Below are 21,991 nucleotides of genomic sequence, written 5' to 3'. Positions count from 1 at the left end.
AATTCCATGAGCAACAAAAACCTGTTCGACCTGACTGGCAAAGTCGCCCTGGTAACCGGCGCCAGCCGCGGTATCGGCGAGAGCATCGCCCGTACGCTGGCTCATTACGGTGCTCACGTGATTGTCAGTAGCCGCAAGATTGACGGTTGTGAGGCCGTGGCCAGTAGCATCCGTGAAGACGGCGGCAGCGCCGAAGCCTTCGCCTGCCACATTGGCGAGATGGACCAGATTGAAGCGGTGTGGGAGCACATCGCCAAAGCGCACGGCAAACTGGATATCCTGGTGAACAACGCAGCCGCCAACCCATACTTCGGTCCGGTGGAAGACACCGACCTGGGTGCTTTCCACAAAACCGTAGATGTGAACATCCGTGGTTACTTCTTCATGTGCGCCCGTGGCGCTCAGCTGATGAAAAAGAACGGTGGTGGTTCCATTGTGAACGTGGCCTCGGTTAACGGCGTAAATCCCGGCCACTTCCAGGGCATCTATTCGGTGACCAAGGCAGCAGTGATTTCCATGACCAAATCTTTCGCCATGGAGCTGGGCCAGCAGAATGTGCGGGTAAATGCCTTGTTGCCGGGCCTGACCGATACCAAATTTGCCAGCGCCCTGACCACCAATGAGGCCATCAAGAAGCAGGCCATGGCCCACATCCCGATGAAGCGTGTGGCGGATCCCGATGAAATGGCGGGTACTGTGCTGTACCTGGTGTCTGACGCTTCCAGCTATACCACAGGAGCCTGCATTAATGCGGATGGTGGTTACCTGACGGTCTGACACAGATCGAGACGCAAAAAGGGCCGGATGATACGGGTTCATCCGGCCCTTTTTTGGTATCGCGATCCGTGTTTAGCTGCAGGTCAGCGCTGCAAAATCTCCTTTCAGCTCACTGGCCCTGGCCAGCAGGTGATCCTGATGCCGGGTATCTCCAGCCTGCAGAAGATCGTGCATCAAGCCGGCCATCGCCACCCGGCTTTCGGCCAGCATGGCCTGGTATTCCGCTCCTCTGGCGCGCTCTGAGTGAACCAGCAACTCGTTCACCTGTTCAGCGAAGCCGGACTGGCGTCGTCTCTCCAGTGTGTCGAGCAATGCCAATTGCCAGTTTCTCCGCCCTGTTAACCAGATTTCCGTTTGCCGGCCACGATCCGCTGACCAGCTTTCGACGATGGCCCGCTGTTGCTGATTCAGTTCGCCAAGCCATCGTTCAATACGCTCAATAGTCCGTTCAGAACGTGCCTGTGCGGTTTGAGCGGGTGATCCCTCCAGCATTTCCAGCTCCAGCTCCTGCTGCTTCTCCGCCATGTTGTCGGCTAGTTGCGCTACCTGCTCATCCGATAGAGAAGACAGCAGATTGACGGCTACCGGAGTGGCCCGTTCCAACAATTCGGGTAAGAAGTCCATGAGTTGTTCCTGGTGGAACAGAACCGTGGCCTCGCTGGGCGGCCCTTCCGCCAGATCTGATTTGAGAACTGACAGCCATTGCTGGTAGCGGGGCAACTCGGCCGAGCAATGCCATTGTCTGAGCGCTTCCAGATCCTGATTCAGTTGCGCTTCCTGCTCACTGGTCAGGCTAATGTAATCCTCCACCCACCAGACAACGCCCCAGTCGGCGTAGCGGTAGGCGAGGCGCGTCTGACTGCAGCCCGCCAGAAACATCAGCAAAACCAGCCCTACGATCCAGCGGGCGCGGATTATTCCGGGCGTTGAGTCATCCATTACCTGTGCTCCTTGGTAAAAAGCCGTATGGAAAAACGTTGCATGCTCACTAAGATGTTGCAACTTATGATCGGCAGCAGTGTCTTTTTTCCTACGCTGCGGGCGCCTGATTGGATTCGGTACTGCTCCAAACATCAAAACCGGGAAGGAAAGCATGTCCAGTTACAAGCAAACGCGTGTGCGCCAGTTCGTTTTTGCCTTTTATATGTCCGGCATCATGTCGCTGTTGATGTCCGGGATTATTACTCTGATCAACACCGGCCTGACCGAGGGGTTTTTCCATCGCTGGGGCGCAGCTTTTGCTGTTGCCTGGGCGGTGGCTTTCCCTTTGGTCAGCTTTATCGCGCCAATGGCGGGCAAAATGGCGGACTGGACCATGGCCCGGTTGTTTTCCAAAGAACGCCGGCCGGATTGATGAAATCACCATACCGATGCTGTTCACCTCACAATTGTTCGCTTAAATGTAAAAAACTGTAAATCCATTTTTCTCGCCTCACCGTAATTTGCTTTCGACACTGGTCAGGGACTGAATCAGTGCAGGTTCGAACCACTTTAACCGGTATATAACCTTTAAGCATGTGAGGAACAGAAACAATGAAAAGCACAGTGGCTTTACCCGTTCTGGTCGCCAGCAGCCTTATGCTGGCGGGTTGTTTTGATGGTTCGAGCAGTACACCAGACACCAGCATTCGCGTTATTCATGCAGTATCCGATGCGCCGTCGGTCAACGTCAGCTTCAACGGTACCACCAGAGTGCGTGGAGCTGACTTCAAGCAGGCCGCGGTTTTGACTCCGAACCGAGGCAACTACTCTGTTGATGTTGATGCCCTGCTCCCCACTGGGGACACGTTGACGGTGATCGAAGTGGGTAGTACGCGTTTTGATGATGATACAAGCTACGACATTATCGCGACCGGGAAGGTTGGCGCCATCCAGCCTCTGGTTCTCACTGATGATGGCGAGCGCGAGAGTGAGAATTCCGCCCGTTTGCGGGTTGCGCATTTATCACCAGCCGCCCAGGACGCTGCCTCAGAGGTGTCTGTTTACGTCTCAGCCAATGGTGTTGACCTACCCGCAGATCCGACCTTCAGTTTTTCCTTCGGTGAATCAGTGGGTCCATTGGAGCTGGATGCAGGAACTTACCAGATCCGCGTTACGCCTGCTGGTGATCGAACTGTTGTCTATGACAGTGGTCCTGTTGCCCTGTCTGCCTCTTCGGACCTGTTGATTGCCGCTGTTGACAATACGGTGTTCGGTAACTCGCCGGTGAGCTTGTTGGTAGTCAATGGCAGTGAGACCTCGGAAATACTGGATGTAAATGCTGGTGCGGGTATTCGCGCGGTTCACAACTCCGCTCCTCCCACTCCCGCGGTTGATATTTATCTTAACGAAGATCCTGATGGTACCCCGGCGGCGGGCAACGTCGCTTTTACTGAGACAGCCCCGCTATCTGCGACCCTCGGCAATTACGTCGCCCGCAATGTGGGGGATACCCGAATTGCCATTACGCCCACCGGGGCCACTACACCTATAGCAATCGATGCAACTTTGCCGCTTGCAAATGGTGACATCAAAACCGTGATTGCAGCGGGCGTGTTGGCGGATGGCCTTGATGCTCTGGTGTTCTCAGATGATAACCGTCGAATTGCAACCGAAGCCCGTTTGCGGGTCATTCACGGTGCTGTAGAGGCTCAGCTTGTGGATGTTTTCCTGGTACCTGCTGCAAATGCCGGAGCGAATCCCGGTAATGCTACCCCGGTTCTGAACGATTTCGAGTACGGTGAGTCTTCTGGCTACCTGAGCGTGCCGGAAGGCGACTACGTTGTGTTTATAACCACCAGCGATGGCTCTACAACGCTGCTCCGAACAGGCACTATCTCCTTGGAAAGCGCAAAGGTATACACGGCTGTTGCACGCCTGGCGCCGGAGGATACTGAAAACACTGCCAGTCTGACCCTGCTAGATGACTTCGTGGTACCGCAAACCTGAGATTGAGACACTGAAACATGAAGAGCCCCGGTTTGCCGGGGCTTTTTTGTTACTGAATGGTGGACGTTGTCATATCAGACTGGGAAAGCGTGGTTCCCACCGGCGGCCGGAAATGCAGAGAGTAGAGAACCCGATCCAGAACCGCCTGACCGTTCCAGGCCGGATCGTTGTTCACCATACCGACAATGGCCCAGGTGGTGTTGTTATCGTCCCGGGTGAACCCCGCGATTGAGCGAACATTCTCCAGATAACCGGTTTTGATTCGGCCTTCGCCATCCATACCGGTGTTGCGAAGTCGGCGCGCCATGGTTCCGTCCATGGCGATAATGGGCATTGAGGCCATCAGGTCAGAGGCGTAGGGGCTGTCCCAGGCCTGTTGCAGTATCTGGGCGCCTTGCCGGGCCGTGATGCGACCATGGCGGGTGAGCCCGGCGCCATTGTCAATAACCATGCCTGCGGTGTTGATGCCCATATTCTCCAGCCATTCGTACACTGTGCGGATACCGGCTACCCGGTCGTCTTTGTCATCTTCCTTGCGGAACTCGGCGCCAATGGTCAGCAGCATCTGGCGGGCCATGACGTTGCTGCTCCATTTGTTGATGTCTCGCACCATGGAAACCAGATCAGGTGAGGTGGTGCGCATGATCAGCCGTGCGTCTTCCGGTGTGCCCTCAAAGCGGTCGCCACCACTGACAATAATGCCCATTTCCGATAGCACAGAACGAATCACGGAAGCAGAGTACCGTTCCTGCGGCAGCAGAGACAGATAGGTGGTGCTGCGGCAGCCTTGCGGTAACTGTCCGGTTACCCGAACCGTTACTTGATGGTTTTCATGAAATACCGGTTCCCAATCAAACCGGCTGCGGGCAGGGCAGGGACCTTCCGGTAATGCGGTTACCCGGTTATCAATGGAGACTTCGCCCAGATCCGGGGTTGTCCAGGCCTGTGTACCACGCTCATCGGCGCGCACCTGAAAATGCAGCAGATTCAGGTTGGTCAGGTAGCCGGAGGGTTCCACCAGAAAGGGCGCGTGGGGGTTGTCGCCGTTATCCTCGAACGCAGGGAAGCCGCCGTCGACCCGGAAATAGCTGCCATCCAGGACCAGGTCGCCTTCAATACGGTTGATGCCCATGCTCTTGAGTTCACGCAGGGTGCTCCAGAGCCGTTCCAGGGTCAGTTTGGGGTCGCCGCCGAAGCGTACGTAGAGATTTCCTTTCAGGCTGTCGCCCACCATCATGCCGTCTGTAAGGAAATCGGTCTTCCAGTGGTGGGTAGGGCCCAGGAGTTCCAGGGCGGCATAGGTGGTTACCAGCTTCATGATGGAGCCCGGGCTCATCAGTGTGTCAGCGTTTACATACTGCTCAATGCCAGGGCCGTTCAGGGGAATGGCGGCAACACTCAGGGCTTCATCACTGTTCAGGGATTTGCTGGCGTAACTTCGGATCTGGCTGGCCCAGTGACGGGAGCTGGCAAAAGCCTCCTCCGCAGAGGTCTGCTCTTGAGCGAGAGCCTGGCCGAGCGGGGCGCTGGCCAACACGATGGCCAGCGCCACTGCTCCTGACGCAAATCTGCCTGTGGCAAGACCTTTGCCTGCCTGCAACCCCTGAGTATTCATGACCGGAACCCGTTGTTGTGTTCTCTTTGTACAATAGCCCATTCTGTGCGTATGTACTATGCAGAAAAGCTATACATGACGTTAAAAAATGGCAGTAGAGTCTTTGTTTATATTGAGTTTTTGTGACATCGAGTAAGTGGCCTGAAGAATCAGTGAGTTAGTATGACGCCGGCACAGGGGCCTGCGGGCCAATGGGCACAGATTCTCCTGTGGGACAATGCAGAAAATGACGAAAACAAGGGAACTACCATGTTAAAAACTCTGAGACATCAGGTGAATGTGCTGGAATCGGTGGCCACTTCCTCTTTTGCAGCCTGGCGCGGATGCCTGGTTATCAAGGCTGTTCCGCAACCTGAGAAGCCGCTGGTTCTCTATGACATTGAAGCCTGTCCATACTGCCGACGTGTTCGTGAGGTGCTGACGGCATTGCATCTGGACGTTGAGATTCGACCCTGCCCGAAGGGTGGTCGGGTATTCCGCCCGGAAGCCGAGACCCTGGGGGGCAAGCAGCAGTTTCCCCTGCTGCATGACCAGAACACCGGCGAAGTGCTGTATGAATCCGAGGCGATTATCGAGTATCTGTTCCGCCAGTATGCGCATCGTTCCGTGCCTCGCTACTACCAGGGCCGTCCCTGGCAACCGGCACTCGGCGCTGCAGGCTCCGGGGCCAGTGAGCTTCGCGGGATGCGTGCGCGGCCAGCCCGGCGCCCTGAGCAGGGGCTTCACTTGTGGAGTTTCGAAGGCAGCCCTTTCTCGCGCCTGATTCGGGAACGACTCTGCGAAAACGAGATTCCGTACACCTTGCATAATCTGGGCAAGGAACACTGGACCGAAGTCGGACCTGCCCGACAGCGCATCAAACCCGGTCCGTATCGGCCCATTCCTGGCGGCAAGCGGGACGCGTTTTTCCAGCAACATGGCCGGGTGCAGGTGCCCTATCTGGAAGATCCCAATAGCGGGGAGGGGTTGTTTGAATCGGCTCGCATTCTTGCTTATCTGGAAAAAAACTACGGGTAACGAGTTTGCGGAACCGGGGCTGCTAATCCGGCTGCCAGCCGGTATCATCTGCGCGAACAGTGAGCCTTCGCGGAGCCAGGAGTGTTATGTATACCGGCCAGTGCCTTTGTGGTGATATCCAGTTTGAATACGATGGCCCGATTGGGCCTATAGCGCTGTGCCATTGCAGCCAGTGCCGTCGCAATCATGGCAGTGCCTTTTCAGCCAGTGCGCCGGTTCAGGCTGTCCGGTTCCGGTTTACGGCCGGTGAGGATCGGATCACCGAATTTGAATCCCGGCCCGGCAAATACCGGGCCTTCTGTAGCCGTTGTGGAGGCCCTCTTTACAGCCGGGTCGACGCTATTCCGGGCATCCTCCGGCTGCGAATTGGCGTGATCAATGAGCCGCTGGGAAAACAGGCGGCCCAGCACGTTTATGTGGGGTCGAAATCCGACTGGTTCGAGATCACCGACAACCTTCCGCAGTTCGAAAAAACCGAAAGAACCAACGACCCGCACTGAGCCTCAATCCGCCGGCACTATCCGGTATACCTTGCCGTTATCGGAGTCGGTCAGCAGCCAGAGTGCGCCGTCTGGCCCCATACGCACATCGCGGATACGTTCACCCAGGTCGGTGAGCAGATCTTCCTCCTCGATGACTTTTTCTCCGTCCAGGGACAAGCGCACCAGTTTCTGAAGCTTCAGGGCGCCGACAAACAGATCGCCCTGCCACTGCGGGAACAGCTCTCCGGTATAGAACGCCATACCAGAGGGCGCAATGGACGGGTCCCAGTAATGCAGCGGTTCCGTGATGCCTTCCATTGTGGTGCGGCTGGAGATCGGAAGGCCCGAGTAGTCAATACCGTAGGTGACCTTGGGCCACCCATAGTTATTTCCCGCGCGAAGGATGTTGATCTCATCGCCACCCCGGGGGCCATGCTCATGGCTCCATATCTCACCGGTTTGTGGGTGCCGGGTCATGCCCTGAATGTTGCGGTTGCCATAGGTGAAGAAGGACGGCTTGAAGCCGCTCCGATCGGCAAAGGGGTTGCCCTCTGCCGGCTCGCCGTTGATGGTGATTCTGTGAACGCCGCCGGCATCGTCCGCGGTATCCTGGGCACGATCCATTTCACCCCGGTCACCGACTGAGATGTAGAGATTGCCGTCGCGATCAAACTCCATCCGGCCCGCGAAGTGCCGGCCATTGTTGGAGCGGGGGAGCGCCTCGAAGATTACCTCTACCTCTTGCAGTGAGTCGTCAGCCAGAGTCGCCCGGGCAACCCGAGTGGTCATGCCGTCTCGATTGCGGTGAGCGTAGCTGAGAAACAAAACGCGGTTACTCTCGAAATCCGGATGCAGCAGTACATCCAGCAGGCCACCCTGGCCCGAAACGACTAGCTCCGGCAGGCCTTTGACTGGTTCACGTCGAAGTTGCCCATCTTCCAGAATTCGTAAACGGCCCTCCCTTTCGGTAATCAGTGCAGATCCGTCGGGCAGGAAAGCGATGGCCCAGGGGTGTTCCAGCCCCGCGGCTACGGTTTCCAGATGAAAGTCTGCCTTTTCGGATTGAAAGGTCTGGTTTGCCTGTGTGACCAGGGCTGCCGAGACCAGTAGGCTGGCCAGAGGCCACTTCCAGAATTTGCGCTTGAACATATCCGTCTCCGCCTCTCTGTTGTTCTTAGAGATCTTCAGCACCTGCAATAACCATAGCAGGTCGTGGTATTGCGGCCGATGCGAGCCTTTGGAGATATAGAGTTTCGCGATAATTTCGGATCATTTACATTTGGTGTTTCAAATCTAAACCATTCGCATTAACATAGTGGGGTTTAAAAATGACGTGGTCTTAATCAACCAAGGAGCCGTTAGATGTCTCTGAATCCGGAGCCCCGATTTAGAAGAAAAACCCTGATCACTGCCATGATGTGTGCGACTCTGCCAGGACTGGCAGCAGCGCAGGGCAGCGAACCGAAGGCATTGGAAGCCCTGGATGTTACCGCAACCCGTGGCCAGGTGGCCTCGGAAACGACGGAGAGTTACATCAGCGGAGCCAGCACAACCTCCATGAAGATGGAGCTGTCACACCGGGAGGTCCCCCAGGCCGTCACAGTCATTACCCGCGAACAGATGGACGATTTCGCCCAGAACGACATCAACGATGTTCTGGAAGGCACCACCGGTGTCACCGTAGAGTCGGTGGAAACAGACCGCTCGTATTACACCTCACGTGGTTTCGATATCAACAACTTCCAGTACGACGGTGTTGGCATGCCGGCGGTATATGACAACGTTCAGGGTGAGCTGGACACCGCCTTCTTTGATCGCGTGGAGGTGGTTCGGGGCGCCAACGGTTTGATGACCGGTTCCGGCAGCCCGGCCGCGACAGTCAACTTTATCCGCAAGCGCCCAACCGCTGACACCAATGCCTCTGTTGCGGTGACTGGTGGTTCCTGGGACAAAAAACGGATTGTCGGTGATGTTTCCGGTGCCGTGTCTGAATCCGGGGCGGTGCGCGGCCGTGTGGTTGCAGGTTATGAGGACAAAGGCTCCTACCTGGACCGGTATAACAACGAAAAGCAGATGTTCTACGGGGTGCTGGAAGCAGACCTGACCGATACCACGTTGCTGACGCTTGGCCACGCCGTTCAGACGTCTGATACGGACAGTCCGTTGTGGGGTGCGCTGCCTTTGTTCTACTCCGATGGCTCAGCGACGGATTTTGCGCGTTCAACCAGCACGGCTTCAGACTGGTCCTACTGGGACAACACCCAGCACAACAGCTTTGTTGAATTGCGTCAGGAGCTTGCTGGTGGCTGGAGAGCCACGGGCACGGTATTCCGGCTGGAGAATGAAAGTGAGTCCGAACTCTTTTATCAGTATGGTACTCCGGATCGCCAAACGGGTGAGGGACTTAAAGCCTACCCCAGTCAGTACGACCTGGATGTAGAGCAGTGGGTCGTGGATGCATACGCTACCGGCCCGTTCCAACTGGCTGATCGAACCCATGAACTGGTTTTGGGGGCATCCTGGTCTCGCTCAGAGACGGTGGACGAGTCTCGCTATGGCCGCGGCATCGGGAATCCCTTACCACCGCTCAATGAGTGGGATGGGAACTACCCCAAGCCTGCTTTTGATAATGGTGTCGGCGGCTCTGACTGGACCGACCGCGAAACGTCCACCTATGCTGCCGCTCGTTGGTCGCTGACCGATCAACTCACCGCCATTACAGGGCTCCGTCTGACCTGGCTGGATAACAAGGGCGAAAGCTACGGAGCGACCAAGGAAAGCAGCTACGATGCCGTGAAAACACCCTATGCAGGTCTGATCTACGACATCAATGACGATCATTCGGTCTACGCCAGCTATACCGAGATTTTCACTCCCCAGACTGAGGTGGACATCAATCGTGATCGACTGGATCCTATTGACGGGGTCAACTATGAGCTGGGCCTGAAAAGTGAGTTTCAGAACGACCGTGTGAACACCACTATTGCTTTGTTCCAGACTGAGCAGAAGAACGTAGCCGAGGCAGAAGGAGTGTTCTCCGGAACCAATGATTCTTATTACACCGCTGTGGATGGGTTGACCAGCCAGGGTGTGGAGGCCGAAATAGTGGGTGATCTCACCGACCGAATCCAGCTCTTCGCCGGTTATACCTATGTGGATATTGAGGACAAGGATGGTAAAGGGGCCAAGTCCTTCGTGCCAGAGCATCTAGCCCAGTTGCGCGCTACCTGGAAGGTGCCTGGGGTCGAAGGGTTGAAGCTTGGTGGCAAGGTACGCTGGCAGTCTGAGATTACCCAGGAACAGGGTGTTGCTACTACCGGCCCGAATGCCGGTGAGACCATCGTCACAGAGCAGGACAGCTATGCGGTGCTGGATCTGATGGCAAGCTATGATTTCGCCCGACACTGGAATGCAACCCTGAACGTAAACAACGTTACCGACGAGAAGTACATCGAGAGCCTGAAGAAATTTGGTGCCTCGGCCCAGGGTTTCTACGGTGAGCCGGCCAATGCCAGCCTGACCGTTTCCTGGGTGTATTAATCACAGGGTGGGGCAGTCGGCGCTGCGCTGGCTGCCCCGGTTTTTGTTGATCAAGCCTCAAGGAGAGTGAGCATGAATCCGGAACAGGAAATACTCGATGGATTGAAGCTGGCGGCAGGTTCAGGTGCCGTCATAGGATTGATTGCGTTGGGAGTGATACTGGTTTCGATGGTCGGAGCTAGCTGATCCGCTCTTTCCGATAGATCCCACACGTTCCGCAATAGCCGCCTCCGGGCAATAAATATTTGAGGCAGCACCCTTTGCGCTGAGGGATGGCACACCACTGTTGGCCGAATTCTGCCGGAATCCAGTCAATGTATCGGTTGGCCTCGCATTTGAACTGCGCCAGCCAGCTATCGGCCTGTTTACACAACTCTGCCGGATTAACCCGGTTCCACACCACCGAATAGGGCGCACCCAACGCCAGCCCGACACTGCTCCAGTAGGCACCCGGACTAACCCCGAAATGCTGCCGGAACACACCGTACCAGTCTTGCATCTGTTCACTGAGAATTCTTATGAACGCCTCAGGCTCCAGGATCTCCTGTTTACTGGCCGCATATTGCCAGCGAGACGGGTCCGCTGGTGTTGATGTTGTCGGGCACAGGAAAACCCGCCGGGGATCGAGCGCAGCACTGCTGCCATCCCTGAACAGCCGGATCACCAATGGTCCGATAATCTGAAGTGCCAGGCTCTGATGCAGGACAGAAAGCCGCGCCTTGCGGAGCCTCGGATGATCAGCATCCGGATAATCCTCGCGTACCTGTCGTTGCAGAAGGTCTGGATTTGCCAGTAGCTGGGCAAGGGAAAATAACGGGGGTTGTTCGCGGTTGGCGGGTGTCAGCGCGTTGTCCAGCAGTGCGGTACCATCAAGGCCGTGGCGGGCCAGCAGTTGGTGATAATCCGCCGGCCACTGCGTCGCTTCCTCAAGCGCGACCATGACGGCTCAACCCCCAAAGGAAGTACAAACCGCCGACCAGGGCTGCCAGCAGCCCGGCGGGTAGCTGATTGGGATACACCAGAACTCGGGCCAGATAGTCTGCCAAGGAGAGCAGTAGCCCGCCGGCCACGGCCGCGACCAGCATTTGCCGGCCCACGGTCTGCTGTCCCAGTACCCGGGCCAGGTGCGGGGCGATCAACCCGACGAAGCTTAATGGACCGATGACCACAGTCGACGCTGCTGTAAGCACGGCAGCCAGCACCAATAGCAGAAGCCGTGCCCGCGGTACGCTCAGGCCGAGGGACGAAGCCGATGTTTCACCCAGCGGCAACAGCGTAAGCGGTCGCAGGGCAAGCAACAGCAAAGCACCGAGGCTGACCACCAGTGCCAGTAAACCGAAGGCTTCAGATTCCGAGATCAGCCAGGTTGAACCGTACATCCAGTTCAGCAGGCGAGAGGCAACGGTGCCGCCAGAGGCCATTACCAGCCTCAGACCGGCATCCATGAATACGTACAGCGCCAGGCCGCCAAGCAACAGTTGATTGCCTGCGAAGTGGTGCTTGCGGGCCAGCAGCAGTAACAGCCCCAGGGCGCCGGCGGCACCCGCCGTGGCTGCCGCCAGTTGGCCAAGGCGGCCAATCTCGAGTCCGGTCAGAACCAGAATCACCATCACTAACGCCGCGCCGCCGCTGATGCCCAACAGTTCCGGGCTGCCCATGGGGTTTCCAGTCATCCTCTGAATCAGGGTGCCGGCCATGCCCAGTGCCATGCCGGCGAGGATGGCGGCCATTAATCTCGGGCCTCGCCATACCCACGCGTCTGTCCACTGTGCCACCGGGGTCCAGTTCCAGCCTTCAAGGCCCGGAGACCAGCCCATAGAAAGAATGATGGTCAGCGCCAGCAACGAGCACAGGGCTGCGGCGACCATTGCGGGATGTCGTCGGCGGGGCAGAAACCCCGCGGGGCTGCTGTCCTGACCGGGCATATGGTGCGTGTTACGGAAGCCTTGAAGTGCAAGCAGAATGATAGGCCCGCCAATCAATGCCGTGGTGGTGCCGGTAGGCACCAGCGAGCCGCCATCCCAGGTGGTGGCCCATTGCGCGAGAGTATCAGCCAGCAATAGCAGGCCTCCGCCGGCCAGAGTGCTCCAAAGCAACCGTTCAGTCAGGCTCCTGGCACCCAGCAGCCGCGCCAGTACCGGTGCCGCTAGCCCCACAAAGGCCACCACACCCACCCGGCTGACCACCACCGAGCTCATGATCACCACCAGAAACAGCGCAACAGCACGAAGCAGCGAGACTTTCGCCCCCAGTGAGTTTGCCGATGCCTGACCAAGCTGAAGCAGCTGTAGCGGGCGCATCAGGGCCACCATCACAGCAGCAATAACCAGTACCCGGGGGAGCAGGTCAAAGAAGGGGGCCCAGTTGTTCTGCACCAGAGATCCCGCGCCCCAGATAAACAGGTTGCCGAGCCATTCACCTTTCAGCAGCAGGAATGCCATGTTAATGGCGCCCAGAAAGAAGGTGACAACCAGCCCGGCCAGAATCACGGTTACAGGCGAGAAGCCAAGCCGCCAGGTGAGCACTATTACCAGGCCGATGGCGAGCAAGCCACCGGCTACTGCGGCAAGATCAGGGCTGAAAGCCAGCAAACCAGGTGCAAACAGGGTGGCAAAGGTAACACCGAATTGTCCTCCGGCTTCGACCCCGAGGGTAGTGGGTGAGGCCAATGGGTTGCCAAGTACCTGCTGGGTAACAGCTCCTGCCAATCCCAGTGCGCAGCCAATCAGTATCGCGATGGAGACCCTCGGTGCCCAGCTGAAGTGCGCCAGAACGGAGGCGTACTGATTGCCATCAAAGGTCCAGAAAGCGGCGAGAAGCTGTGAAAAGTGCAGTTGGTCGAACCAGGGTAAGGCGCTGGCGCTGAAAGCGGTAAGCCAGAGTAGCGCGACCGCAATCGGAAGCCTGGCGGGAATCTTCGGGCGACTGACGGTGTGCAGAGCGGATTCAACGGCGGACATTGTCACTGCCCCCTTCCATCAGAGCGTTGGTCAGGGCAATGGCCAGGCGCTTCACCGGATAAACCCCACCAAAAGGCCAGGCAGCGGGAATCCGGTAGATCTCGTCGTTCTGTACCGGTGGCAGGTAGGTCCAGAAGGGACTGTTAGCCAAACTGTCAGCCAGGCCCGGAACCAGTGGCTCTATCACCACGATGCGGCTGTTTCGTGCATCTGCCACAGATTCAAGGCCTATGGCTGAAAACCCCCAGTAGTTGCCTGGATCTGACCAGGCATTGGTAAGCCCAAGGTTTTCCAGGGCAGTCTGGAACAGACCGTTGGGGGCATAGATGCGTACATGGCGGTCATCCAGAAAGTTCACCAGGGCTACCGGCTTGTCGGTGATGCCGGCTTGCTCCAGCCGTTTCCGCTGTTGGTTCAGGGTTTGTTCGATATCCGCCATTACCGCCTCGGCGCGATCTTTTCGGCCGGTGATTTCGCCCAGGGTTGTCAGCATTTCCCTGGCCTTGTCGAACGGTCGACCACCTTGTTTGTACACGCTGATCACGTAGGTGGGTGCGATCCTTTCCAGTAGTTCGGCCGCGGGAGCCATTTCGGTGCTGGTGACGATCAGATCGGGTTTCAGTTCTGCAATCGCCTCCAGGCTGGGAGCGACCCGGGTGCCGACATTGGCAACACCGTCAGGCAGTTCTGGCTCCTGAACCCAGGTGTGGTAGCCGGCTTTGTCAGCCACGCCAACGGGGGTGATACCCAGCAATAACAGCGTCTCGGTGGCCGCCCAGTTCAGCGCGACAATGCGTTCAGGGGGGGCGTCGAGGGTTAGCGTGCCGCCTTCGTGTTGCCAGGTCTGGGCCATTCCTGCAATTGGCAATAACAGGAGCAGAGCGCCAAGCATGATGGCTTTTGGATTAATGGACATAGGAAACCCATTGCCCCGGCGCCCGCTCCATCACGCCCATGGGGACGCTGTAGATGGATTCCAGAATCTGGCTGTCCATGATCTCCGCCGGAGTGCCATCGGCCACCACCTGGCCCGCTTTCAAAGCCACTAATCGGTCGCAGAAGCGGGAGGCCAGATCGACATCGTGCAGTACCACAATCACGGTCAGTTCGCGCTGGCTGGCAAGGCGCTGCACCAGACGCAGCGTTTCCACCTGGTGCTTCACATCCAGGGCGGAGATGGGTTCGTCCAGCAGCAGGCAGCGTGTTTGCTGTGCCAGCAACATGGCAATCCAGGCGCGTTGGCGCTCGCCACCAGAGAGGGTGTCGACAGAGCGGTGTTCAAAAGGTTTGAGGTCGGTGTCTGCGATAGCCTGATCAATCAGCGCGTAATCCTCGTCGCTGTAGCGGCCAAGCGGGCCTCGCCAGGGGTAACGGCCCAGTGCGATCAATTCCCGGACGGTCAGGCCATCGGTGCCCGGCGGGTGCTGGGGCAAGTAGCCGACAATCCGGGCAAAAGCACGGGCGCCCAGGCTTTTGGCAGCTTCACCTTCAAGCCGGACCTCACCGGCACTGGCTGGAACCTGCCTGGCCAGTGTTTTCAGTAAAGTGGATTTGCCCGAGCCATTGTGGCCAAGCAGGGCGGTCACCTGGCCTTCGTTAAAGGCCAGGTTAATGTTATGAAGAATAGCCGTGCTACCAATGTGGACGGCGAGATCGCGGACATCAAAAAACGCGGACATTCAGATTCCCCTGTTTCTGTGGCTGGCAGGATAATCTAAATGCGAATACCTATCAATAATAAGTGGTAAACAGCATTACCTTCTTACGCCTGACCTGTTTGCACGCGCCACTGCGCGGCGTAGGCGCCGTTATTGCGTATCAGGCTGTCGTGATCGCCTTCCTCAACAATCCGGCCATTCTCGACCACGGCAATGGTGTCCGCATCCACAATGGTGGAAAGCCGGTGGGCAATCATGATGACGGTTCGGTTATGGCCAATGCGCTTGAGTGAGCGCTGGATGGCGGCTTCGGTTTCGTTATCCACGGCACTGGTTGCTTCGTCCAGCACCAGGATGGGCGGATTCTTCAGCAGCGCCCGGGCCAGAGACAGCCTTTGACGCTGGCCGCCCGAGAGGCGAATGCCCCGCTCACCGACGGGGGTGTCCAGACCTTGCGGTAGTCCCTCAATGAAGGACCAGGCCTCGGCAGTCCGAGCGGCCTCCATGATCTCTTCTTCGCTTGCTTCCGGTTTGCCGTAGGCGAGGTTGTCACGGATGCTGCCTTCAAACAGATAGACATCCTGGCTGACCAGGCCAATGGCGTCGCGCAGGGACTTCAGGCTCACCCCACGAATGGGCTGGCCGTCAATCCGGATGTCTCCATGGGCGGGGTCGTAGAACCGCAATAACAGCTTGATCAATGTGGACTTGCCGGAGCCGGTTGCGCCCACCAATGCCAGGGTATTGCCTGCCGGAACGTTCAGGGTAATGTCCTGTATACCCGCGCCACTGCCAGCGTAACGGAAGCTCACCTGGTTGAATGAAACCTTTCCGCGAACGGGTTGTTCCAGGGACTTGCCGGCTTCATCCCGGACGTTTACCGGTTCGGCGAGCAGATCGAGAATCCGTCGGGTACTGGCCATGGCCCGTTCAAACAGATCAATCACTTCCGCCAGCCCGGTCAGGGGCCAGAGCAGTCGCTGGGTGAGGAACACCAGCACCCCGTAAGCGCCCACGTTCAGGCTGCCTTCCAGCGCCATCATACCGCCAACGGTAAAGGTGGCCAGGAAGCCGGCCAGAATGGCCATTCGAATGACCGGAATGAATGCGGAGCTGATACGAATGGCGCGGCGGTTAGCATCAACATAAGCTTCGCTCGCGTCCTTCAGGCGTTTGGCTTCCCGCTGTTCGGCGGTGAAGCTCTTGATTGTGGCGATGCCTCCCAGATTGTTGGCCAGGCGGCTGGACAGGTCGCCTACTTTCTCCCTTACGTCTGCGTACAGCGGGCCGGCTTTGCTCTGGAAATAGAAGGCACCCCAGATGATCAGGGGAATCGGTGTGAACGCCAACAGGGCAATCAGTGGCGACAGCACAAAGAATACGGCACCCACAGCCACTACAGTAACCGCCACCTGAATCATGGCATTGGCGCCGCCATCCAGGAAACGCTCCAGCTGGTTTACATCGTCGTTCATGGTGGCTACCAATTGTCCGGAGCTGTTGGCCTCAAAGAAGCTCATGTCCAGACGCTGGGCGTGTTCGTAGGCATCTTGTCGGAGATCGGACTGCAGTCGCTGGGCCAGGTTGCGCCAGAGAATCTGAAACAGGTACTCAAACAGTGACTCGCCCGCCCATATAAAAAAAGTGAGCACCGCCAGGATGGTGATTTGCTCCTGCGCCGTTTCAAAGCCCAGGCCGGCGACAAAGCTTTCCTCCTGGTTCACCACCACGTCAATGGCGACGCCGATCAGTATTTCCGGAGCAATGTCGAAGAGCTTGTTGATGATGGAACAGGTGGTGGCGGCGATGATCTGGCGCCGGTAACCACGCGCGTATCGAAGCAGGCGGCCGAGAGCGGCAAAGCTGCTGGTGTGCTGGGCGCGTGTGGTCATGTTCCGCTTCCTTCTGCTGTCTGGTTGTCAGAGGCGGGAAGGGTAGCGGATTCTTCTGTTTATTAAAACAGAATCATTTTCACTTGCGTGCGTTTCTTTGCAGCCATCGGTCCAGTTGGTCGGCAAACTCTTTTCGATCTCCCTGGCTGAATGGGGCCGGCCCGCCGGTTACCTGGCCGGCGTTACGCATTTCTTCCATGAAGTTACGCATGGTAAGGCGCTGGCGGATATTTTCCTTGGTGAAGGCCTGCCCCCGTGGGTTGAAGACGTCTGCGCCTTTTTCGATGGCTTCGGCGGCCAGAGGAATGTCCTGGGTAATCACCAGATCGTCTTTGCTCATCTGGTCCATAATTTCGTTGTCTGCAACGTCGAAACCGTGTGGGACTTGCCGGCGGCTGATGTGTGGGCTTGGTGGCAGACTGATGGCGTGGTTAGCGATGAAGGTGGTCTGGATTTGCCAGCGGGTGGCGGCACGGCAGAGAATTTCCCGGATGGGAACGGGGCAGGCATCGGCGTCGACCCAGATTGGCATTTCGGTTTTCCTTCGTTGGTTTGGCTGATGGTCAGTTTAACCTTTCATGGGGTGGGCCTGTTAGTTTGGTTCCGCATATTGGCTATTAGGCCGTTGGAGGTTGGCTGGGGAGATGTCGAGGCGATGGTGCATGGCATGTTCAGGGATGGCTTCCAAAAAACCGCTACGAGCTCATCCCTGAGCGCTTCTCTCCGGCCATCCATGGCCTCCGAAATTTTTTGGAAGCCATCCCTGAACACGCCGTCTGGTCGCGGTAATAATCGCTTGTTGAGGCGCAAGAGATACCTGGAGATGAATCATGCAAATCCTGGTTTTTTTGCTGGTGATAACGACAACCTTGGCTGCGTCACCATTGTCTGCGTCTGACAGTTCCGCATGGACTGCCCTCAAAGAGGGGCGAGCCGTCTTGATGCTGCGTCATGCCCTGGCTCCAGGCACCGGCGATCCAGCCGGGTTTGTTCTTGGAGATTGTGGTACCCAGAGGAACCTGAACGACACGGGGCGTGAGCAGGCCCGGGCGTGGAAAGCGTTTCTGGCAGAACATGGAATTGCTGAGGCGAGGTTGTTTTCCAGCCAGTGGTGTCGATGTCTTGAGACCGCCCAGGAAATGAATATGGGGCCAGTGACTGAGTGGCCGGCTCTGAATTCATTTTTTCGCAACCGGGGCGATGGCCCGCAACAGACCCGTGAAACCATCAACTTGGTGAATGCCCTTGGGCCCGGCATGCCGGTGGTGATGGTCTCACACCAGGTGAATTTGACGGCGTTGACGGGCATTTTTCCGGCTTCGAATGAAGGGGTGATTCTGGCGTTGCCGTTGTCGGAGAACCCGGACATTCTGGCGAGGGTGGCGCCGGGGCAATAGTGGTATAATCCTGTGCTCATTCAGTTAACAGGAAATGATAATGTCTCAGTTGCCCCCTTGCCCCAAGTGCAGTTCTGAATACACCTACGAAGATGGCGTTCAGCTGGTGTGCCCGGAGTGCGGCCATGAATGGACGGAGGCCGAGCAGGCAGCGGCTGAAGCAGGCAAGGTGGTTCGTGATGCCAATGGCAATGAGCTGCAGGATGGCGATACCGTCACCGTAATCAAGGATTTGAAGGTGAAGGGTTCCAGTCTGGTGGTGAAGGTGGGAACCAAGGTCAAGAGCATTCGCTTGGTAGATGGCGATCACGACATTGATTGCAAGATCGACGGCGTGGGGGCGATGAAACTCAAGTCAGAATTTGTGAAGAAGGCTTGAGGCTGATTCGGCACCGGGGAGTCCGGTGCCGTCTGCTGTGATTGATTAGCTGGCAGCCAGCACTTGTTGTTCCAGTTCCCTGGCCAGATTGGGTTCTATCTTCAGGGCACCGGCCAGCTGTTCCAGCCAGGCACGCTCCATCGGGTTCTGTTCGTCGATCATCACGGCGCTGACCACGTAGATTTCCCGGGCGGCCTGGGGCGAATCGGCGTTGCGTGCCAAAGCACTGGCATCCAGTGGCGCATCGAACTGTTGCTGGATCCATGTCTGGAGTTCGTCGTCAGGGCCCAGCCGCTCAATCTCCTGAGTCAGTAGCTGTCTTTCGTTGGCATCGATATGGCCATCGGCGCGGGCGGCCATAATCATGGCCTGGAGAATTTCCAGTCCACGACGCTCCTGGTCGGCTCCCTGCAACTGTTCAAGGGGTTGGCCCTGTTGCACTGGGGCGGGCTGTGCCTGGCCCTGGTTGTTGTTCTGGTAGTTTTGATAGGCCTTCCATGCCAGTACGCCGACGCCGGCCAGGGCGCCATACTTCAGTGCCTTGCCGCCCATTTTGCGGCCACGCTTGGAGCCCAGCATCAATCCCAGTGCTCCGCCACCCAACAGGCTTTTTACATCAATGCCACTGCCGCCTTTACCTCCGGACAGTTGGCTGCCAAGGTTGCCCATCATCTGGTTTACGTCCATTCCACCCTGGCTGCCCTGGCGGGACTGACCGCCCTGGGCCTGGTTCATGATCTGGTTCAGCACGGACATTACATTCATTGTCTGGCTCCTTTTCCGCCTGGTTGCCGTTGGCTTTGATTTTGATTCTAGCCTCAGTAAACCCTATCCGGCATGAACGCCAGATGAACAGATTGTCTGGATAACGACGGCAAAGTTCCTTTTGGCATCATCTTTTTTGGTAAGGTTGTGTCAAAACAGGGTGCGTATTTGCAACGTCATCCTATAATCATGGTTAGCGAAATTAACCCATTCACCGGGACAAATGGACTGACTACTTGGCGGCTCTGAAACGCAATATCTGGACGCTGTATTTTCTGATCGTAATCGTCGGCGTTGCGCTTTTAGGGGTGTCTCTCCAGCAGCGCTGGCAGGAGACCCTGTCTGATGAAACTGCGCATCAATTGTCCAGAGCTGAGCTCATATCCCAATCCGTTCACAGTCTGTTCCGGACTCAGGAGCTGGTGCTTGATGTCGTTGGGCGCGAACTCCTCGACAGTGGCGAACCGCTGGAAGAGCGGAGGGAAATGCCTTTATTGGACAGTATCCTTTCGGTTAACCCGGCCCTCGTTGGTTTTGGCCTCGCCCGCCCGGACGGCACGCTGGTTCGTATCAGCACCAATATGGACACCAGCCGCCTGCCCAATCTCCTGGAGAACCCCAGTACCGCAGAAGGTTTCAGGCAAGCCCTTGAGTCGGATGTGATGGTGGTAGGGCGTACTTATTATATGGATGCGCTTGGTGCCTGGTTAATCCCGATACGAAAGGCCTTGCGAGCGGACGATGGTTCTGTGGTTGCAGTAATGACCGCCGGACTGGAGATTGGTGCCGAAGGTTCAGTTCTTGGGCAGGATCTGCACGATGGTCCCGAGGACAGTGTCATCCTGTTTCGGGAGGCAGACAAATACGTCCAGTTTATGTCGCGAGAGGGCGCAACGCCTGAGCGATATTCTGCCTCGCAGATCAACGAGGAGCGTTTGAGCGCACAGCGTCGTGAATTCGAGGAGGGAACCGGAAAGACCATGGCGGATATCATGGCCAGTCCGGAGGCGGTTTCTTTTCATATGACCCGCGACCAGCGAGATTATCTGACAGCCGCCACCTTCGACTCTCGGTATCAGATCTGGACAGTGTCCGAGACGCGTTTTGCCCCTCTTTACCGCGATTTTATGGGAACCCTCGTACCCTACGTGATTGGCTTTGTACTGGGTGCCTGGTTGCTCTACCTGTTGTTCCGGGTTATTGATCGTGCCGAGGGAGAGCGTCGGGAAGAGTTACTGTACCGGGCTCGACACGACGATCTCACCGGCCTGTTAAACCGCGCAGGGCTCCTGGACCGATTGGAAGGCAGACTTTCTCAGGCGAGGCCGTTCAGTCTGGTGGTGATCAACATTGATAACTTCAGTGGTATCAATGACCGCTTTGGGCTGGAGTACGGGGATCACACCCTGGTGGAATTCGGGCGAAGACTTGAGCGGTTGGCGGAACGACACGACGATCTGGCGAGGCTCGGGAGCGATGAATTCGCCATCGTTACCCCCAATACCAACATCCCCTCGTTGACCGATGCTTGCCGGGCGCTGGTAGAAGATCTGGCCCAAATCTTCGAAGTGGGCCGGCTTCGTCTCCAGGTGGGCGCGAGTGTCGGGGTGGCCCGGTACCCCGAAGACGGAGACTCCCTCAGCAAGCTGATTCGTAGTGCCCACCTGGCGTTGTATGAGGCCAAACAAAGCCGGAATGCCGTCTGCGTCTACAAGGCAGAAATGGAAACCGCTTATCTACGGCGGCTGAACGTGGAACAGAGGCTGCGCTATGGCCTGGCCTCTCATGCTCTCTATATGGTGTACCAACCGCAGGTGAACGATGCAGGCGATACCATTGGTCTGGAGGCTTTGGTGCGCTGGCAGGATGAAGAGTTGGGATTCGTTTCGCCGGCAGAATTCGTGGATGTGGCCGAGAAAAGCGGTCTGATGATTCCTCTGGGTAACTTCGTGCTGGACACCAGCCTGAGGGAATTCCGGCAACTGATAGACAAGGTGCAACAGCCGCTGGATCTGGCCATCAACATCTCAGTGATTCAGTTCTGCCAGCCAGGCTTCGTGGATACAGTACTCAACGCCCTGAAAACCCACGATGTCTCGCCGTCCTCTCTGGTTCTGGAGATTACCGAAACGCTGTTCATGGGCAATTTCGATCAGGTGCTGCAAACCATCTGCAACCTGAGAAGCCACGGTATACGCCTGGCCATGGATGATTTCGGAACCGGCTATTCTTCCCTCAGCTTGTTGCGCCAGTTACCTCTGGATGAGCTTAAAATCGACAAAAGCTTTGTGGACGGTATTGTTGAAGATGAAAAAGCCGCCAATATGGTGCGCAGCATCGTCGCCATCGCCCGCAGCCACAACATGAGTCTGATCGCTGAGGGTGTAGAAGAGCAGGCTCAGGCCCAGGCCTTGATCAAAATGGGCTGCCTGCGCTTCCAGGGTTACTATTTCAGCCGGCCGGTGCCCATGGCGGACGTTCGTCAGGTGCTCACTGACACGGCAAACACGGACAATACCCCTGCGACCATTCGTCGCTCCTGATGGCTTTGAAGTGGTCGCGGCCGGCCGCTACAGTAGTG

At 57.2% G+C, this 21,991-nt stretch carries 19 protein-coding genes; 9 read left to right on the top strand and 10 right to left on the bottom strand.

What is annotated here, in order from left to right:
- Positions 1-6 precede the first annotated feature (6 nt).
- A complete protein-coding gene (locus Q675_RS24785) occupies positions 7-777 on the top strand; it encodes an SDR family oxidoreductase (protein WP_014420801.1) in 771 nt (256 codons plus the stop codon).
- Positions 778-849: 72 nt separating this feature from the next.
- Here the strand turns inward: Q675_RS24785 and Q675_RS24780 are convergent, their stop codons facing one another.
- Entirely contained in the window at positions 850-1,716 is an 867-nt protein-coding gene (locus Q675_RS24780) for a DUF6279 family lipoprotein (protein ID WP_023010866.1), read from the bottom strand.
- A gap of 154 nt (positions 1,717-1,870) precedes the next feature.
- Between Q675_RS24780 and Q675_RS24775 the strand changes: the two genes are divergently transcribed.
- Together Q675_RS24775 and Q675_RS24770 are read left to right on the top strand one after the other, a co-directional pair.
- The gene (locus tag Q675_RS24775) at positions 1,871-2,131 is read left to right on the top strand and encodes a DUF2798 domain-containing protein (protein ID WP_023010865.1); all 261 of its coding nucleotides are present in this window, start codon (positions 1,871-1,873) and stop codon (positions 2,129-2,131) included.
- Between the two features lie 179 nt (positions 2,132-2,310).
- Entirely contained in the window at positions 2,311-3,705 is a 1,395-nt protein-coding gene (locus Q675_RS24770) for a DUF4397 domain-containing protein (RefSeq protein WP_023010864.1), read from the top strand.
- 49 nt (positions 3,706-3,754) lie between these two features.
- Here Q675_RS24770 and dacB read toward each other — a convergent pair whose 3' ends face one another.
- On the bottom strand, positions 3,755-5,320 hold the full coding sequence (dacB, locus tag Q675_RS24765; RefSeq protein ID WP_031211157.1) for a D-alanyl-D-alanine carboxypeptidase/D-alanyl-D-alanine-endopeptidase: 1,566 nt from the start codon (positions 5,318-5,320) through the stop codon (positions 3,755-3,757).
- A 249-nt stretch (positions 5,321-5,569) separates the two neighbouring features.
- On the opposite strand from dacB, the gene Q675_RS24760 reads away from it, so the two are divergent.
- Complete coding sequence (locus tag Q675_RS24760; RefSeq protein ID WP_031211155.1) at positions 5,570-6,337, top strand: glutathione S-transferase N-terminal domain-containing protein; 768 nt, start codon at positions 5,570-5,572, stop codon at positions 6,335-6,337.
- An 86-nt stretch (positions 6,338-6,423) separates the two neighbouring features.
- On the top strand, positions 6,424-6,837 hold the full coding sequence (locus Q675_RS24755) for a GFA family protein (RefSeq protein WP_023010861.1): 414 nt from the start codon (positions 6,424-6,426) through the stop codon (positions 6,835-6,837).
- Between the two features lie 3 nt (positions 6,838-6,840).
- Here Q675_RS24755 and Q675_RS24750 read toward each other — a convergent pair whose 3' ends face one another.
- Complete coding sequence (locus tag Q675_RS24750) at positions 6,841-7,968, bottom strand: PQQ-dependent sugar dehydrogenase (RefSeq protein ID WP_023010860.1); 1,128 nt, start codon at positions 7,966-7,968, stop codon at positions 6,841-6,843.
- 213 nt (positions 7,969-8,181) lie between these two features.
- Here Q675_RS24750 and Q675_RS24745 point away from each other — a divergent pair, with 213 nt between their 5' ends.
- On the top strand, positions 8,182-10,359 hold the full coding sequence (locus tag Q675_RS24745) for a TonB-dependent siderophore receptor (protein WP_023010859.1): 2,178 nt from the start codon (positions 8,182-8,184) through the stop codon (positions 10,357-10,359).
- Between the two features lie 178 nt (positions 10,360-10,537).
- Here Q675_RS24745 and Q675_RS24740 read toward each other — a convergent pair whose 3' ends face one another.
- The 6 genes from Q675_RS24740 to Q675_RS24715 all read right to left on the bottom strand — a co-directional run bounded on the left by Q675_RS24740 (position 10,538) and on the right by Q675_RS24715 (position 17,401).
- Positions 10,538-11,299: a (2Fe-2S)-binding protein gene (locus tag Q675_RS24740; protein WP_023010857.1), complete on the bottom strand. Its 762-nt coding sequence runs from the start codon at positions 11,297-11,299 to the stop codon at positions 10,538-10,540.
- On the bottom strand, positions 11,286-13,319 hold the full coding sequence (fhuB, locus tag Q675_RS24735) for a Fe(3+)-hydroxamate ABC transporter permease FhuB (protein WP_023010856.1): 2,034 nt from the start codon (positions 13,317-13,319) through the stop codon (positions 11,286-11,288). The genes Q675_RS24740 and fhuB overlap by 14 nt, the downstream gene beginning before the upstream one ends.
- Positions 13,306-14,235, bottom strand: coding sequence for an iron-siderophore ABC transporter substrate-binding protein (locus Q675_RS24730; RefSeq protein ID WP_023010855.1), 930 nt, complete (start codon positions 14,233-14,235; stop codon positions 13,306-13,308). The genes fhuB and Q675_RS24730 overlap by 14 nt, the downstream gene beginning before the upstream one ends.
- Positions 14,225-14,998 (bottom strand): ABC transporter ATP-binding protein, encoded by a 774-nt coding sequence (locus Q675_RS24725; RefSeq protein WP_023010854.1) that lies wholly within the window; start codon positions 14,996-14,998, stop codon positions 14,225-14,227. The genes Q675_RS24730 and Q675_RS24725 overlap by 11 nt, the downstream gene beginning before the upstream one ends.
- Positions 14,999-15,081: 83 nt before the next feature.
- Positions 15,082-16,869: an ABC transporter ATP-binding protein gene (locus Q675_RS24720; RefSeq protein WP_023010853.1), complete on the bottom strand. Its 1,788-nt coding sequence runs from the start codon at positions 16,867-16,869 to the stop codon at positions 15,082-15,084.
- 79 nt (positions 16,870-16,948) lie between these two features.
- Positions 16,949-17,401 carry a YaiI/YqxD family protein gene (locus Q675_RS24715; protein WP_023010852.1) on the bottom strand — a complete coding sequence of 151 codons (453 nt, stop codon included), beginning with the start codon at positions 17,399-17,401 and terminating at the stop codon, positions 16,949-16,951.
- Between the two features lie 298 nt (positions 17,402-17,699).
- Here Q675_RS24715 and Q675_RS24710 point away from each other — a divergent pair, with 298 nt between their 5' ends.
- On the top strand, positions 17,700-18,266 hold the full coding sequence (locus Q675_RS24710) for a histidine phosphatase family protein (RefSeq protein WP_031211153.1): 567 nt from the start codon (positions 17,700-17,702) through the stop codon (positions 18,264-18,266).
- 40 nt (positions 18,267-18,306) lie between these two features.
- Entirely contained in the window at positions 18,307-18,645 is a 339-nt protein-coding gene (locus Q675_RS24705; RefSeq protein ID WP_023010849.1) for a zinc ribbon domain-containing protein YjdM, read from the top strand.
- 45 nt (positions 18,646-18,690) lie between these two features.
- On the opposite strand, the gene Q675_RS24700 is transcribed toward Q675_RS24705, so the two are convergent.
- Positions 18,691-19,410, bottom strand: a complete 720-nt coding sequence (locus Q675_RS24700; RefSeq protein ID WP_023010848.1) for a tellurite resistance TerB family protein — start codon at positions 19,408-19,410, stop codon at positions 18,691-18,693.
- A 236-nt stretch (positions 19,411-19,646) separates the two neighbouring features.
- Here Q675_RS24700 and Q675_RS24695 point away from each other — a divergent pair, with 236 nt between their 5' ends.
- Entirely contained in the window at positions 19,647-21,953 is a 2,307-nt protein-coding gene (locus tag Q675_RS24695) for a putative bifunctional diguanylate cyclase/phosphodiesterase (protein WP_022992943.1), read from the top strand.
- The last annotated feature ends 38 nt before the right edge of the window (positions 21,954-21,991 follow it).

This window comes from Marinobacter sp. EN3 (assembly GCF_000475315.1).
Taxonomy (GTDB): domain Bacteria; phylum Pseudomonadota; class Gammaproteobacteria; order Pseudomonadales; family Oleiphilaceae; genus Marinobacter; species Marinobacter nauticus.
The sequence above is the reverse complement of the archived record's forward strand: the minus strand, read 5'-3'. Positions and strand labels throughout refer to the sequence as shown.